Raw genomic sequence first — 15,094 nt, 5'->3', positions numbered from 1 at the left:
AACCTCTTGATTGCGCCGGAGGAGCGACCGCCGGTGAAACCTATCCCCTCGGAGGAAAAGATGAAGGGATCCATGCGCGCCCGTATCGCGAGCATCGCCGTTGGCGCTCTCGCCCTCGGCGGCTTCGCCGTCGTCTCGGCCCCGCCCGCCCAGGCCGCGCCGAGCGACTGCACCACCTACCTCGCCGCCTTCGGCTTCTCCAGCACCGACATCAACCTCGCCTGCACGATCGGCGGCTCCGGCCTGCCGGCCGACTCGGCCCTGTGTCGCCTGCTCCTCACGAGCGTCTCGGCGGTTCCGCCGGCGCTGGCGCAGACGGCGTGCTCGCTCGCCAAGGTGTGACCCGTGACTGACGGCCAGCCCGTCAGTCACAAACCCGGCGCTCCGGGAAGACGCCCGAAACGTCTTCCCGGAGCGTCTTTCGATGCTCCCCCTCGGGGGTCGTGTACGCAACCTTCCTGCGGCCGCGTCTGACACCGCGTTACGGTTGCCGGTTGCCGTGGCTGAGCGGGTGTCAGGTCGGCCGCGCGCCCGGAGACGGCTGTGGGCCCGAGCTGCCTGCCCGCGTAACTCTGGCTTCGCCGTCCCGACCTCATCACCGAAAGGACCGCTTCCTGTCGGTCGGAGGCCGTCGACGCGGGCCCCAGGGGTCCGGACGGGCGGCGGTCGGGCCGCCGGCCGGTGTCGCATCCGAGCCCGGGCGATACGCGGAACACAGTGGAGGGGCGGCACGCGCCGCACCGACACGGGAGAGAGGTGGTCGTATGTCCGCACCCCTGGACGCGACGGACGTACTGGTCGTCGGGGCCGGTGTCGCCGGGCTGGCGTGCGCCCGGGACCTGCTGGCGGCCGGCATGGGCGTACGGGTGGTGGAGGCGGGCGACGCGGTCGGCGGCCGGATGCGTTCGGACCGGATCGGCGGCTTCTTGGTGGACCGAGGGTTCCAGGTGTTCAACACCGCCTACCCCCAGCTCCGGCGCAGGCTCGACCTGAAGGAACTCCGACTGCGGCCCTTCACACCCGGCTTCCTCGTCCACACTCCGACCGGCCGGCTCAGCTTCAGCGATCCCACCCGGCGGCCGCGCGCGCTTCCCGGACTGCTCTCGGGCCGCCTCGCCGGCCCGCGTGACCTGGCCGCCCTGGGCCTGCTGTCCGCCCGTGACATGCTGCTGCCGCCAGGCCGGCTCAAACGGCGTCCGGACACCACCGCCCGCACCGCGTTCGCCGACGCGGGGATCTCCGAAGCGTTCGTCGAGAGGTTCTTCCGCCCCTTCGTTTCAGGGGTTTTCCTGGAGGACGAACTGGAGACCTCGGCCCGGGTGTTCCACCTGGTCTGGCGGAGCATGCTGCGCGGCACCATCTGCCTGCCGACCGAGGGCATCGCGGCGGTCCCGCAGGCCCTCGCGGCTGCTCTGCCACGGGACACCGTACGCCTGGAGACCGCCGTTGCAGCGCTCACGGGCGACGGTGCGCTGACCGCCGGGGGACAGGAGATCCCCGCGCGCGCCGTCGTGGTCGCCACCGGTCCCGGGGCCGTCCCCACGCTGCTTCCGGAGGTCGCCCTGCCCGCCTACCGGATCGTGACGACGTACTACCACGTCGCTCCGCGGTCCCCCCTCGGCGAGCCGACGCTGCTCGTGGACACCCGCCGCCGCTTCCTCAACACCTGTGTCCTCAGCGACGTCGTGTCCTCCTACGCCCCGCCCGGCCACGCCCTCGTCGCCACGTCCGTCCTCGGCCGGGACGGGCAGGGCCGCGAACGCGGACTGCGGGCCGCTCTCGGCGAGGCGTACGGAACCGATACGGACGACTGGGACCTCCTCACCGTCCGCACCATCGAGGACGCGCTGCCCGCCATGGCCCCGCCGCACCCGCTCACCCGCACCACGCGCGTGGCGCCGGGCCGGTACGTCTGCGGGGACCACCGCGCCACCGGTTCCGTCCAGGGCGCGCTGGCCTCCGGCGCGCGGGCCGCTCGTGAAGTGCTGACCGACCTGCGGCGCTGAGGGGCGGGACGGGGTCAGGCGATGCAGGTGATGGAGAAGGGGACCGGGTTGGAGAGGGCGCGGGTGGGACTCTGGAGTTCCACGGCCATCCCCGTGGTCAGGGTGCCCGTCTTCGCGTAGGTCGCCAGGCGTATGGTGTCGCGTCCGGTGGGGTTGGCCTTGTCCCCGATCGACATGGTGCGCCACTGGGGATCCACCACCGAGCCGTCGCCGGACACCCAGCGGTAGGAGATCAGCGTCGGCGCGGGCGCGGTGAACGTCGCGGTGAACGCCGGGGCCCGGCCGTCGGGGGTCGGGCAACTGCCGCTGTAGGTCGTGTTCGTGCCCGTCACCGACACCCGCACGCCCGAACCGGACGCGGTGCCCCCGCCGTCGCCGTCGCGGGTGAGGGCGTAGGCGAGCCCGCCGGCGATCAACAGGCAGGCGGCCGCGCCGGCGGCGACGAAGGCAGCCGTCCGGCGCCGGCGGGGCGGGCCCGAAACCACCAGGGGCTCGGCAGGGGGGTCGGGCAAGGGTTCCGCCGCCATGGTGGCGGCCGGCTCCTCGGGGAGGCGGGTCACGGCCGCCGCCGTCGTCACAGAGGCGGTCGTGGTGGCATCCGGCCCGTGCGCGATGTCCCTCAGGGCCTGGGCGACTTCGGCGGCGGGCGTCCGCTCGGCCGGCTCCTTGCGGAGCAGCCCGGCGATGACGGGGGTGAGCGGGCCGGCCCGGTTCGGCGCAGGAGGTTCTTCGTCCACCACGGCCCGCAGGGTGCTCAGCGCGGTGTCCTGCCGGAACGGGGAGGTCCCCTCCACGGCCGCGTACAGCATCACGCCGAGGGACCACAGGTCGGACTCGGGCCCCGAGGGGCGGCCCAGCGCCCGCTCCGGCGGCAGGTACTCGGGGGAGCCGACCACCTCGCCGGTCATGGTCAGGGCGGTGCTGCCCTCGACCATCGCGATGCCGAAGTCGCTGAGCACCACCCGCCCGTCCTCGGCGAGCAGCACGTTCGCGGGCTTCACGTCCCGGTGCTCCACCCCAGCGGCGTGCGCGGCGCGCAGCGCGCCCAGTACCTCCGCGCCGATGTGCGCGGCGTGTCGCGGGGTGAGCGGTCCCTGGGCCCGCAGCAGATCGGCCAGCGACTGTCCGCGGATCAGTTCCATCACGATCCAGGGCCGGTCGTCCTCCATGACCACGTCGTGCACCGTCACCACGTTGCGGTCGGGTATTCGGGCGGCCGCCCACGCCTCACGCTCCAGCCGGCTGTACATCCGCGCGATGTCACCGGACCCCAGGCCGGCCGGGGCCCGTACCTCCTTGACGGCGACCTCCCGGTGCAGGGTCTCGTCGTGGGCCCGCCACACGGTGCCCATGCCGCCCTCTCCGAGCCGGGACAGCAGGCGGTAGCGGTTGGCGATCAGCACGCCGCCACCCGCCGTACCCGCTGTCGTCACCGCAGTGTTGGCGGTACCTGTGCTGGTCACCGCCGTGGTGGCCGCGAGCGCGGTCTCCGTCAGGGTCTCGGATTCTTCGTTGTGCATGGGGGCGGGTCTCCCTCGTATCGCCGGCCGACGCGAACATCACGTACGGACCCGGCTCCCGGTTCAGCGGTACTCGGAAGTTTCTCGAAATTGGTTGAACCGAAGACCTTCTCTGTGGCGTGTTGTCGTCGTACGAGGATTCAGCGGCATCGTTTTCAAGGGGTGTGCAGTGGCATCGGTCATCGTTGGGTGCACGGGTCCGTTCACCGGGCAGAGCGTGGTCCTGGGCGGCGGGCCCCTCAGCTTCGGGCGCAAGAGCGACAACAGCGTCGTGATCGTCAGCCCCAGCGCCTCCCGGCTGCACGCCGAAATCCTCACGGAGGACGCCGGGTTCGTGCTGTACGACCGGGACAGCCGCAACGGCACGTTCGTCAACGACCAGCGCATCACCCGGCACGTACTGCGTCCGAGCGACTGCATACGGATCGGTGACGAAACGTTCCTCTATGAAGCGCAGGACTCCATGGAGACGGTCATGGACCTCTCCCTCATGGACTTGCCCCGAGCGGGCGCCGCCGACCCCGGGACCCTGCGGGTCACCGTCACCGGCGGCGGCCCCGTGGGCCTGGCCTTCGCCCTCGCGCTCGACGAGATGCTGCCCGGCCGGAGCGCCATCACCGTCTACGACGGGCGCTGGACCAGGAAGGGCACCGCGGTCGTCTGGAAGGACGAGACCCAGGGCAACTTCCGCCGCCAGCAGGTCGTGACCGTCCAGAGCCGGCAGTACCTCGCCCTCTCCGAGGAGGTCCGCGGCGCGCTGTTCGACGACGCGGGCGCCTACAGCGAGATGTGGCCCGTCGGTCCGGACTCCGTCGACGGCCACCCGCCCCGCAACATCAGGATCGCCCACATCGAGGACCGGCTCCTGGAACTGGCGAACCGGAGGCCGGCGATCCGGCTCGTCGCCAAGCGCTTCGACGTGACGGAGCAGCAGAACCGGATCACCCAGGAACACGTCCTGGTCGTCGGCGAAGGCGGCCGCTCCCGCACCCGCGAGCACTACGCCGACCGCTTCGGCGCGGCCGACGCCTCGATCTACTCCCTCGACGGCGAGCACCTTCAGGACATCGTGCTGGGACTGCGGGTCAAGTCGAAACTGCCGGACCCGATGAGCGTGCTGCTGACGGTGTCGCAGAACCGCTTCCTCCTCAACTCCCTGCGGGGCGAAGGCTTCCTGAACATGCGGCTCACCAGGGAGGAGGCCAGGAACGTCATCGGCATCGACCCGGTCCGCCACGTCTTCGAGGAGTGCATCGCGTCCCGCCCCTGCCTGATGAGCCGGCAGGAGGAGGACAACGAGTTCCGCTGTCCCACCCACGGCACGCTCTTCCTGCCCGCCCTCCTGCGCGGCTCCCCGCTGTGGAAGGAGATCCGGCAGGGCCTCGCCCTGTTCGGCGTGGCCGAGGACGACCTGACGGCGATCACCTCGTTCCGGCTCGACATGGTGCAGCGCCCCCGTTTCACCGCGCAGCTGCACCGGCCCACCGCGACCGCCCCCGGCACCTACGGCTTCCTGCTGGGCGACGCGGCCAACGCCATCCACTTCTGGCCGGGCCGCGGCCTCAACAGCGGCCTCGCATCGGCCACTTCGCTGGCGCGTTCACTCAGCCGGGCCTGGCAGGGCAGACCCCTGCGGGATGCCGACTTCATCCGGCACGAGGCCGCCATGTCCATGCTCCAGTACCGGCACAAGAGCCGGGCCTGGAACGCCATGGTCACCACGGACGAACACGGCGTCACCCGCGCCATCAAGGACATCATCGCGCGCAGCGCGGAAGCCGGTGGCGCCGCCGATGCCGCCGGTTCCGACGCCCCGGGCGGGAGCGACCTGGACGTGCTGCTCGACCGGATGGCCGGGATCCGCGACCGGCTGGCGTCCCGGCTTCCGGGCCTGCCCACGGACGGGGAACTCCGCGCCCACCTCGCCCCGATCGCCCCCGCCACCCTGCGCACCCTGCGGGAGAGCGGCGCCTGGGACACCCTGATCGTCGGGGGAGAGGAGGCGGACATCGACCTCTTCTACCAGTCGGACTCCCCGGTCTACGTTCCCCGCCCGGCCGACCCCCGCAGCCTCCTGGAGCCGCTGGCCTGAGGGCGGTCCCGTAAGCACCGGCGGGCGCACGGCGACAGCTACGGCGCCTCGCTGCCTTGTCGGAACGCCCGGAAGCACCCGGTACGAGGTCGCTCCTCCGCCTTGCGGGGCACCGCATCCGACGCCGCGCTGACCTGCCGGGATTGCGGGACAGCCCTCGGCCTTCCGAGACTTGGGCCCTGCTGCGGACGTGCAGGCTCGGTCCACGGCGCGGACGGGGCGGTCGAAGGCCGGGGCGGCTGTGTCGGATGAGGGGCGGGCCGCACCGGAAGGGCGGTGCGGCGTCGTTCCGGGCCGCGGGCGTCGCTCTGCGGTGCCGAATCATCCCCCGGCCGCGCGAGTGGGGCGTCCCGCAAGGGTGTCACTGCCGAGCTGGGCTCACTGCCGGGGCCGGGGCCGGTGGCGGGCCTGTTCGGTCCAGTACCGGATCGCCGGTGGGCAGACCGGGCGGCGCCCGGGCGGTTGGACCGCGGTCGCCCACGTCACGACGCCGCCGGCCGGTCGGTGCACCATCGGCCCGGCCGGGGGGAGGCGCACGGCCGAGGGCGCGCACGGCCGGGTACGGCCGCGGCCCGGCTCCGGCCGCCGGGGCCTCGGCCGTACGCCGAACGGCAGGGCCCGCGCCGGAGCGCGAGGGAGTGTGCGCGTGCTCCCGTACGCCCGGCGCGCACCACCGCAGGGCCGCGGAATCGGGCAGTGGGTCCCAGGGTCAGAGGGCAGAGGCGGCCATGCCGATTGTCACTCTATTCCCGCCTTCGGATGGCTCGGGTAGGTCTGTGGATCTTGGCGTGCTTATGCTTCACCCGTTATGACGGAAAGTCACACCTCCCGCACGTCATGTGAATCTGCCGACGTGGTCGTCCTCGGTGCAGGCCCCGCCGGGCTCGTCGTCGGGGTCCTGCTGCAGGCCGCCGGAATCGACTGCGTCATCCTGGAGCGCGCCTCCCGCACCCATGTGCAGACCCGGGCCCGCGCCGGGTTCCTCGCTCCGAACACCGTGCGGATCCTCGAACGCCACGGGCTCGCCGACGGTCTGCACCGCAACGGCCGCCGCCACGGCACGTGCGAGTTCCGCACGGAGGACGGCCGGTTCCGCCTCGACTACGGAGCACTCGGCCAGGGCGGCCTGCACCACGTCTACCCGCAGCAGCACCTGGTCACGGACCTCCTGACCCGCTACCTCGACATCGGCGGACGCATCCGCTTCCGCACCGAGGGCCTCGCCGTGCGCGACGCCGACAGCGCCCGTCCGTCCGTCACGACCCGCGAGCCCGACGGCCGGCCCACCCGGTGGACCGCCCGGTACGTCGCCGGCTGCGACGGCCGGCACGGAGCGGCCCGCCGCTCACTGCCGCCGGGCGCCGTACGCCACCACCATCACGACCACGGCGTGACCTGGCTCGGCCTGCTCGCCGCAACCCCGCCGAGCCTTGACGCCGTCGGATACGCCATCCACGCCCGCGGCTTCGCGGGACACATGGCCCGCAGCGCGGAGGTCACCCGCTACTACCTCCAGTGGCAGCGCGGCACGCCCGCCGACGCCTGGCCCGAGCAACGCGTCTGGGACGAGCTCGACGTCCGCATGCGCGCCGCGGACCACGGCCCGCTGCGACGCGGCGGACTCCTGGAGCGCGGGGTCTTCGACCTGACCTGCGACGTCGTCGAACCGCTGCGCCACGGCTCGCTCTTCCTTGCGGGCGACGCGGCGAGCCTGCTCGCTCCGGCCGCCGCGAAGGGCGCCAACCTGGCCGTCCTGGAGGCCGAGATCCTGGCGGGAGCCCTCGTCGATGCCCTCGCCCGAGGGGACACCGCGGGGCTCGACGCGTACTCGGACCGCTGCCTGGCACACATCTGGCGGGCCCAGGAGTTCACCGGGTGGATGACCCGCCTCCTGCACGCGGTGCCCGAGCAGGACCAAGGCACCGGTGGCGGATCGTTCTTCCACGCCGCCCTGCAGCGTTCCCGGCTCGACTCGCTGCGCACCTCACGCATCCACCAGGACTGGTTCGCCGAGAACTACGTCGGCGTGTGACGCACCGCGGCGCACCGATCCCTCAACACCGCCGGACGCGCCGCCCGCCACCGGCTTCACCCCGACCCGCCACCGGCTTCACCCCGCCCCGCCCAGCCCAGCCCCGTACCGGCCCGAGGACACCCCCACGATGACGACGACCCTCCCCGACAAAACGTTGCTTCTGGACGACATCGCCTGCCTGCGCGAGGCCGCCCGGTTCGTCCGCGAGCACGACAGCGCCGCGCTGCTCCCTCTCCTCCTGCCCGGCCTCGAAGGCCCGGATCTGCAGGCGCTGGCCGGGCACTGCCGCTTCGCCCACGCGGGGTTGCTGCTCTTTCCGCCGGACGCGGACAGCCTCCGGGCCCAACTCGCCGCCTGCGGCCTGGACGTCGACACCCCCTCGCACCCCAGCGTGGTGGTCCGCGAACGCCTCGCCCGGCGCCACGGACGCGACCCGGCAGAACTCGACGTCCGGATCCTGCGCCCCCGGGTGTACGGCTCAGCCGGGCAACGGCGCGCGGTCGAGGTGTTCGCCCTGACCGTGCCCCCGCACTCCTGCCTGGAACCGATCGCCGCCTACGAACGCGCCCGCCGGCACGAGGCCCACCTCGCCTTCGAGATCGAGCGCCCGGAGCCACTGGCGCTGCGTGGCCTGTGCGCCATCCTGGTCCGCCACGGCGCGCGGCCCGACGGCGGCGGCTACAACCCGCACGAGGACGGCACTGTCCTGTACTTCACCCTTCCCACCGCCGCCGCCTGCGACTACGGGCGGCTGGAACTGTACGCACGGGGCGACCACCGCGACACCCTCGCCACCCATCTGGACCACCCCGGCCGGTGCGACCGCCCCCTCCATGACGCGCGACAGCCGGCCGAAACACTCCTCCACCTCCTCACCGGTGCGTGGACCACACAAGCTCTCGCCGCCTTCGCCCGGCTGGGCCTGCCCGACGCCATGGACACGCGTACCGCGCAGCACGCCGAGGACCTCGCCCGGCCGACCGGCACCCATCCCCGGAGCCTCGCCACGCTCCTGCGCTACCTGGTCATGCTCGGAGCCGTCGCCGAGGAGCAGGAAGGATTCCGCCTGACGCAGCTCGGCGCCCTGCTGCGTACGGACACGCCCGGGTCGATGCGGCCGCTGGCCCTGATGTACGGCGGCCCCTTCTACCGTTCCTTCGGCGCGCTCGACCACGCCGTGCGGACCGGAGAGCCGGCCTTCGACCGGATCCACGGCGAGAACCACTTCGACCACTTCGCCCGCGACCCTGAACTCGCCTCCCTCTTCGACCAGTCCATGGCCGCGAGCTCACGGATGTTCCAGCCCCTGCCCACTCATCCGGTCATCACCGCCGCCGCCCAGAAGCCCGGGCCCGCACCCGCGACCGTCGTCGACGTCGCCGGGGGCAACGGAGAACTCCTCGGCCGGATCCTCACCGCACACCCGCGCCTGCGCGGCGTCCTGCTCGAACGCCCGCACGCCATCGAGGCCGCCCGGCGCCGCCTCGACGCCGCGGGCTGCGGGGCGCGCTGCGCGTACCGCACGGGGGACTTCGCCGACGTGCCGCCCGGCGGCGACGTCTACGTCCTCTCCCGCGTCCTGCACGACTGGGACGACGACCGCTGCCGCGAGATCCTGCACCACTGCGCCCGGGCGATGCCCGCCCACGCGGACCTGCTCGTCGTGGAACGCCTCCTGCCCGTCGACGGCTCCCCCTCGCTGGCCACCGCCTGGGACCTGCACATGCTGTGCAACGTGGGGGGCCGCGAACGCAGCGCCGACCACTACGCGCGCCTGTTCGCCGACGCGGGCCTCGAGCTCGTCGGCCACCGCCCCCTGCCGCTGGACGCGCACGTGCTGCACGGCCGCGGAGCAGCGGCAGCGCAGGCCGTCACGGGGCGGTGCTGAGGCGGCACCGTTCGCACCAGCGCCACGTGGAACTGTCCGCTCCCGGACCGCTCCGCAATCTGCGGCGAGGGTGGGCGCGGACGGTGCCCCGGCGCGAAGCCGCCGGTCCGGGCCGGCCCACGGCCAAGGCCCGGGCCGTCACGCCGGCCGTAAGGCTCCGGCTCGGTGCGGACCATCCGCCGGGGCCGCCCGTGGGCGGTGTCCGGCAGCGGGTCGGATCGCCGGCCGACGGTCGGGGTCCACGGCCGGCGGCGGCCGGCGGCGGCCGGCGAGCGCCCGGCCAGGGACCGTCCCGCCGCCGACGGCGATCCGCCACCGCGGTGGCGACCCGGGACGCCCGGCCGGGGGCGGCCGGTCAGTCGAGGACGGCGACGGCTTCGAGCTCGACCAGGTGCTCCGGCACGTCCAGGGCCGCCACGCCCAGGAGGGTGGCCGGCGGAGCCGGTGCGACGCCCAGCTTCCCGGCCGCGCGGGTGATGCCCTCCATCAGCATGGCCATTTTGTCGGGGGTCCAGTCGACGACGTGGACGGTCAGTTTCGCCACGTCCTCGAAGGAACCGCCGGCCTCGGCCAGGGCGATGCCGACGTTGAGGTAGCACTGTTCGACCTGCGCGGCGAGGTCGCCTTCGCCGACCGTGACGCCATCGGCGTCCCACGACACCTGCCCGGCGATGAATACGAGCTTCGACCCGGTCGAGATCGACACCTGCCGGTAGGCGTCGACCTTCGGCAGTCCGGTGGGGTTCATCAGGGTGATGGCCATGTCGTCCGTCTCCTCTGGCTCTCTTGTGGTTACTCGGGAACCGTAGGAGAGTGTGTGCCGACGTGGAAGTACGCACTTTTCAGTGACTGGGGAACCTCGTGGTTACCAAGCAGTTCACAGGCTCGCCGGACGACGCGGATCTGCGGCGCGCGGACTCTTTGGCGCGGGAGATCTTCTCCGACATCGCCAACAAATGGGCTCTTCTGATCATCGAGGCCCTGGGGGAGCGGACCCTGCGCTTCAGTCAGCTGCGCAACGAGGTCGAGGGCATCAGCCACAAGATGCTCACCCAGAACCTGCGCATGCTGGAGCGCAACGGGCTGATCGAGCGGACGGTGTACCCGGTGGTGCCGCCACGGGTGGAGTACGCCCTCACCGAACCGGGGCGGGCCCTGCTGGTGACGATCGACGCGCTGTGCGACTGGACCCACCGCCACCTCGGTCACATCGAGGCCGCCCGCCACCGCACGGACGCGCCGGAAGCCGGGTGAGCACGGCCGACGAGCCGCGCGGTACGTTGAAAGATCGACTTCCCGGCGGACGGCCGCCCCGCGAAGATGAGGGGGGGACAGGCCACCAGGAGGCTGAGGCGTGTGATGGCGGATCCAGAGGACGCACTGACCATCGGCGACGTCGCCGAGCGGCTGATGAAAGCGCACCCGCAGGTCGACGCCGGCCTGGTGCAGAGTTCCGTACAGACCGCGTACGAGGAGCTGAGGTACGCGCGGGTCCGCACCTACCTGCCGGTACTGATGGAACGCAGGGCGCAGGACCTGCTGCCTGCCGACGAATAGCGGCTGCGGACGACCACCTGGGTGACAGAATGAACCTCGTGACCAAACCGCCTGCGTCGGTGGAGGCCAAGCCGTGCTGTCGGCACGACAGGTCCTACCTCTCCCTCTGGTCCAAGGACTCGGTCCTGTCGATCGGGTCCGTCGGCTCGGTCCTGTCGATCGGATCGGTCGGCTCGGTGCTGTCCGTCGGATCCGTGGGCTCCGCCCTCTCCGCCGCGTCCATCGGGTCCTCCCTCTCACTGCTGTCCGCCGGTTCCTGGCTCAGCCTGGGGTCGGTGCTGTCCGCGCAGTCCCGTTGGTCGGTGCTCTCCTGGCGCTCACGCGACGGCCTCATGGCCGCGGGGATCGCCGCCGCGGCCACGGCCGCTGTCGCCCTGCACGCGACGTACCGCGGCGGCCGCGGGGGCGGCGGAGCCGGCAGCATGGCCGGCTGAGGCCCGGAGGCGGAACGGGTCCCGCGGCCGCTCCCGGGATCCCGGCGGGCCTACGCGGCGGTGGCCCCGCCGGCCTCGCCGTCCCGGCCCGCCCGGGCGGTCCGGCTCACTGAGCCTTGAGCAACTGGTCGACCCGGGGCACCGACAGCCCGGTCAGTTCCGCGACTTGCTTCGGGGTGCGACCCTGCTTCAACTCGCCCATGGCGGCGCTGCGTATGAGCTTGGCCTGCTTGGCGCCGGTGAGCATGTCGTCGGTGACCAGCCGGGCGCCGCGCTCACGTGTGAGCGGGGACTCGATCTCGGCGAGGCGTGCACGGACGGCCTGCATGTACTGGTCCGTCAGGGCGCGCAGGTCGGCGTACACCTGCTCGTCGTTTGTGCTGGTATCGGTCATGCGGGTCAGCGTACTTCGGGAAGGAGCCGCGTCCGGCTCCTTCCCGGCACAGCCCTTCGCGAGGCTGATTCCCTTCGCTACGAGGCCAATTGGGGCTCACCCGCGCCAGTGCCGCCAGTGCCGTCAGTGCCGTCGGCGGTGGCTCGTCAGGGGGTCGGAGTCGTACCCCGTGCCGGCCCGGGCCCCGTCCCGCCGCGCCCGCCGCCTCATGAGTTCCACCGGTGCCCCGGCGGCTGGGGGCGGCTGCCGGGGCGGGGTGCAGGAGCTCATGGGGAGGCCGACGAGCGCCCGTCAGTCGATCGGCTCGCGGCTTCCGTCGGGCAGGGTGCAGGTGTCGCCGCCGTAGGGGATGGACGTCACCTGTCCGCCCGCGGCCGTGCACTCCTCCCTGGTGAGGGTGGGGGACGGGGCGGCCTGGGCGCTGACGGCTCCGACCGCGCCCGTGCCTGCAAGGGTCGCTGCGGCCAGGATGAGGCCCAGCGTTCTGCGGATGCGCATGGCTTCCTCCTCTCGGGCTCGCCGCTCGGCCCTGTGGGAGGACGGGCCGAAGGTGCCCTGCCTACCAGCATGGGCGCCGCCCGGGAGCACCGCGAGGCGGGCCGGATGCCTCGCGGGGACACGGCCGTCCGACCCGCGGCCCGAGGCGGCTCTTCACCGGGGGTCCGAGCCCCCGGAGACCGGCTCCTGGGCCGCAGGTGCCGGGCGCGGGCTGCCCGGTCACCTCTGCACGACAGCCGAGGCGGCGTCCATGTCCGTGGTGCGCAGGGCCGAGCGCCCCTCCGCCCAGGCGCCGAGGAGGTGGGCGCCCAGGCGTTCCTCCAGCAGGACCGTCGCGGCGCAGCCGAAGGCGATGTCGGGCTCCAACTCCGGCTCGTCGGCGAGGAGGCCGCCGACCACCTCCCGCCGGACCACCTGCTCGTGCACGGCGTCGGCCTCGACGTGTTCCGCGTAGAAGTGCTCGGCCGCGGGTCCGGCGCCGCAGCGGCGCATCGCCGCGGCGAGACGGCGTGATCCGGGCGAGGAGGTGATCTCGACGCAGGCGAAGTGACCCACCAGGGCCCCGCGCAGGGCGCGGTGCAGGCCGAAGAGGGACATCAGGTTGACGGTGGCCAGCAGTACGGCCGGCGCCCGGTCGAGGTGGGCGCCGTACGACGTGTCCAGGCCCAGGTCCGCCATGAGCGCGGCGAACAGCCGTGCGTGGACGCGTTCGGCCCTTCCGGCGCCGAACTCGTCGTACTCAACCGCCACCATGCCCGCCTTGGCGCGGCCGGTCAGCCGGGGTACGACCCACAGGTGGGGGTCGGCCTCCTTCAGATGGTAGAGAGAGCGCAGGGCCGCGTACTCGCGCAGCTGCCACAGCTCGCCGTCGGTCTCGAGGTAGCGGCTGACGCTGCCCGAGAGGTCGACGGGTTCGACGAGGAGGGGTGCGAAGGCCTCCTCGACGGAGCGCGGCGCGTCCTGGAGCTCGGCCCGCAGGGCGTGCAGGAAGCGGGTCTCCAGCGCCCGGCGCAGCCGGAGCAGGTCCGGATCCCATTCCCGGTCGTCGTCGACGCCCGCGAAGCCCCGGTAGTGGAGCTCGTAGAGCAGGTGCAGGGCCAGCTGCAGATCCTCGCCCCAGGGGTCGGCTCGCAGGAGCGCGGCGGGATCGTGCACGGGCGGCCGGCCGGTGCGCAGGGCATCGACCACGACGGCCGAGACATCCCCCCGGCCTTCGACGAGCGCCGGCGCCGGCACGGTCGTGGCGCGCGGGGGAGCGGACGCGTTCACGGGCGGCCTCCTTCCTCAGGGGTGTGTTCCGTCGCGGTGCGGTGTTCGCGCCGCCGGTGACTGGTGTCGCACCACGGGTAGGTTCGGCTGCGGCGGCAGGTGCACAGCGCGACCGCGAAGCGGTCGGACCGGACCACGGTGCCGTCCTCGAGCACGACTTCGACCGGGCCTTCCACCACGACGGGGCCGCCCCGTTCCATGGAGACGCGCCGGCTAGCGGCCGGGTCGTTCGGCACGGACGACCACCAGCCCTTCCCGGTCCTCGCCGGCGCCCACGAGCCCCTGCTCCTCGAGCCAGGCCCGGCGGGAGCGCAGCACGGGTCCCCAGGGCACGACCGCCCGCATGGTGATCTGTGCGGACAGTCCCCTCCGGCGCAGGTCCTCCACCGTCGTCCGGGATCCGCACAGGGCGGAATGCACCATCAGCAGGACGCCCCCCGGGCGCAGCAGCGCCGCGGCCCGCTCGCAGATCCTGTCGATGACCTGGCGCCCGGCCTCGCCGCCCTCCCATGCGCGCTCGGGGCCGTGCCCGGGCAGGCGGGCCCGGGGCGAAGGGACGTACGGGGGGTTCGCCAGGACGATGTCGAAGCGCCGGCCGCGGGTCACGGCGGCGAAATCGCCATGGAGCACGCACAGGGGCAGCCCGAGCCGGATGCCGTTCAGGCGGGCTGCCGCGACGGCCCTGCGTGAGACGTCGACCGCCGTGACACGGGCTCCTCTGGACGCGGCCAGGAGCGCGAGGGCGCCCGATCCGGTGCCGATGTCCATGACGTCCGTGCCGGGACCGATGCCCTCGTGTGCCAGGGCCCGCGCGAGCAGTCCGGTGTCGGCCTGCGGCCGGTAGACCCCGGACGGGACGTAGAGGCCGGCGGGCGCGGCCGGTCCTGCTGCCGTGAGTGCGGACGCCATCGATGATCTCCCGGGTCGGTCGTGCTCTACCGGTGCCGGCGGGCACGTTGTGGCTGGTGTGTTTGCTGTGGCGGCTACCCGCAGACGGACGCTCTACCCGTGGCAGCCGGTGGGCCTCTCGTCCGGGCCGGACCCCCGGGCGGCGCCCCGGGCCCCCGCAGTCGTCATCCGTCCCCAGGTCAGGCCGAGGGGGCCGCCGCCGTCCCCGCCGGGGGGAGGAGCCGGCGACGCTCCTGGGGCGTGAGGCCGCCCCAGACACCATGCGGCTCCTGCGTGGCGAGGGCATGACGCAGACAGGCCTTGACCACCGGGCAGGACCCGCACACCGCCTTCGCCTGCCGGTCGCGTTCCTTCCGGTCCCTGCGTCCCTCCTCCGCCGGATCGAAGAACGGCTCCGACCCCACCTCACGGCAGACCGCTTCGGCTTGCCAGGCCCAGTTCTGCAGCAGGGGGTCCGGGAGGCGGGAGGGATTCGGCATCGCTGGCTCCTTG

Annotated in this window: 16 protein-coding genes; 8 read left to right on the top strand and 8 right to left on the bottom strand. The window is 73.1% G+C overall.

The annotated features are described in order from the left end of the window. Positions 1–60 precede the first annotated feature (60 nt). Positions 61–342, top strand: a complete 282-nt coding sequence (locus ACZ6JS_RS23570; protein WP_469300636.1) for a hypothetical protein — start codon at positions 61–63, stop codon at positions 340–342. Positions 343–764: 422 nt separating this feature from the next. After that, complete coding sequence (locus ACZ6JS_RS23565; RefSeq protein WP_469300634.1) at positions 765–2,006, top strand: NAD(P)/FAD-dependent oxidoreductase; 1,242 nt, start codon at positions 765–767, stop codon at positions 2,004–2,006. Between the two features lie 14 nt (positions 2,007–2,020). Here the strand turns inward: ACZ6JS_RS23565 and ACZ6JS_RS23560 are convergent, their stop codons facing one another. Further along, positions 2,021–3,526 (bottom strand): serine/threonine-protein kinase, encoded by a 1,506-nt coding sequence (locus ACZ6JS_RS23560; RefSeq protein WP_469300633.1) that lies wholly within the window; start codon positions 3,524–3,526, stop codon positions 2,021–2,023. 169 nt (positions 3,527–3,695) lie between these two features. Here ACZ6JS_RS23560 and ACZ6JS_RS23555 point away from each other — a divergent pair, with 169 nt between their 5' ends. From ACZ6JS_RS23555 to ACZ6JS_RS23545, 3 genes are all read left to right on the top strand, one after another. Further along, positions 3,696–5,618 carry an FHA domain-containing protein gene (locus ACZ6JS_RS23555; protein WP_469300631.1) on the top strand — a complete coding sequence of 641 codons (1,923 nt, stop codon included), beginning with the start codon at positions 3,696–3,698 and terminating at the stop codon, positions 5,616–5,618. A gap of 808 nt (positions 5,619–6,426) precedes the next feature. Continuing rightward, positions 6,427–7,650 carry a 4-hydroxybenzoate 3-monooxygenase gene (locus ACZ6JS_RS23550; RefSeq protein WP_469300629.1) on the top strand — a complete coding sequence of 408 codons (1,224 nt, stop codon included), beginning with the start codon at positions 6,427–6,429 and terminating at the stop codon, positions 7,648–7,650. 130 nt (positions 7,651–7,780) lie between these two features. Continuing rightward, positions 7,781–9,541, top strand: a complete 1,761-nt coding sequence (locus ACZ6JS_RS23545; RefSeq protein ID WP_469300628.1) for a methyltransferase — start codon at positions 7,781–7,783, stop codon at positions 9,539–9,541. Between the two features lie 355 nt (positions 9,542–9,896). Here ACZ6JS_RS23545 and ACZ6JS_RS23540 read toward each other — a convergent pair whose 3' ends face one another. After that, positions 9,897–10,304: a RidA family protein gene (locus ACZ6JS_RS23540; protein WP_469300626.1), complete on the bottom strand. Its 408-nt coding sequence runs from the start codon at positions 10,302–10,304 to the stop codon at positions 9,897–9,899. A gap of 98 nt (positions 10,305–10,402) precedes the next feature. Between ACZ6JS_RS23540 and ACZ6JS_RS23535 the strand changes: the two genes are divergently transcribed. The 3 genes from ACZ6JS_RS23535 (at position 10,403) to ACZ6JS_RS23525 (ending at position 11,532) form a co-directional block, all read left to right on the top strand. Continuing rightward, positions 10,403–10,795 (top strand): winged helix-turn-helix transcriptional regulator, encoded by a 393-nt coding sequence (locus ACZ6JS_RS23535; RefSeq protein ID WP_469300624.1) that lies wholly within the window; start codon positions 10,403–10,405, stop codon positions 10,793–10,795. 105 nt (positions 10,796–10,900) lie between these two features. Beyond that, positions 10,901–11,098 carry a three-helix bundle dimerization domain-containing protein gene (locus tag ACZ6JS_RS23530; protein ID WP_469300622.1) on the top strand — a complete coding sequence of 66 codons (198 nt, stop codon included), beginning with the start codon at positions 10,901–10,903 and terminating at the stop codon, positions 11,096–11,098. A gap of 38 nt (positions 11,099–11,136) precedes the next feature. Continuing rightward, positions 11,137–11,532 (top strand): hypothetical protein, encoded by a 396-nt coding sequence (locus tag ACZ6JS_RS23525; protein WP_469300620.1) that lies wholly within the window; start codon positions 11,137–11,139, stop codon positions 11,530–11,532. Positions 11,533–11,638: 106 nt separating this feature from the next. Here ACZ6JS_RS23525 and ACZ6JS_RS23520 read toward each other — a convergent pair whose 3' ends face one another. The 6 genes from ACZ6JS_RS23520 to ACZ6JS_RS23495 all read right to left on the bottom strand — a co-directional run bounded on the left by ACZ6JS_RS23520 (position 11,639) and on the right by ACZ6JS_RS23495 (position 15,081). Continuing rightward, on the bottom strand, positions 11,639–11,926 hold the full coding sequence (locus ACZ6JS_RS23520) for a hypothetical protein (protein WP_469300619.1): 288 nt from the start codon (positions 11,924–11,926) through the stop codon (positions 11,639–11,641). 291 nt (positions 11,927–12,217) lie between these two features. Further along, positions 12,218–12,424 carry a hypothetical protein gene (locus tag ACZ6JS_RS23515; protein ID WP_469300617.1) on the bottom strand — a complete coding sequence of 69 codons (207 nt, stop codon included), beginning with the start codon at positions 12,422–12,424 and terminating at the stop codon, positions 12,218–12,220. Between the two features lie 219 nt (positions 12,425–12,643). Beyond that, entirely contained in the window at positions 12,644–13,693 is a 1,050-nt protein-coding gene (locus ACZ6JS_RS23510; protein ID WP_469300615.1) for an iron-containing redox enzyme family protein, read from the bottom strand. Further along, complete coding sequence (locus tag ACZ6JS_RS23505; RefSeq protein ID WP_469300613.1) at positions 13,690–13,929, bottom strand: CDGSH iron-sulfur domain-containing protein; 240 nt, start codon at positions 13,927–13,929, stop codon at positions 13,690–13,692. Before ACZ6JS_RS23505 ends, ACZ6JS_RS23510 begins: the two co-directional genes overlap by 4 nt. Next, complete coding sequence (locus ACZ6JS_RS23500) at positions 13,907–14,602, bottom strand: HemK2/MTQ2 family protein methyltransferase (protein ID WP_469300611.1); 696 nt, start codon at positions 14,600–14,602, stop codon at positions 13,907–13,909. Before ACZ6JS_RS23500 ends, ACZ6JS_RS23505 begins: the two co-directional genes overlap by 23 nt. Positions 14,603–14,781: 179 nt before the next feature. Beyond that, positions 14,782–15,081, bottom strand: coding sequence for a WhiB family transcriptional regulator (locus ACZ6JS_RS23495; RefSeq protein WP_469300609.1), 300 nt, complete (start codon positions 15,079–15,081; stop codon positions 14,782–14,784). Positions 15,082–15,094 lie beyond the last annotated feature (13 nt).

The organism is Streptomyces sp. NPDC046349 (assembly GCF_055587885.1).
The sequence above is the reverse complement of the archived record's forward strand: the minus strand, read 5'-3'. Positions and strand labels throughout refer to the sequence as shown.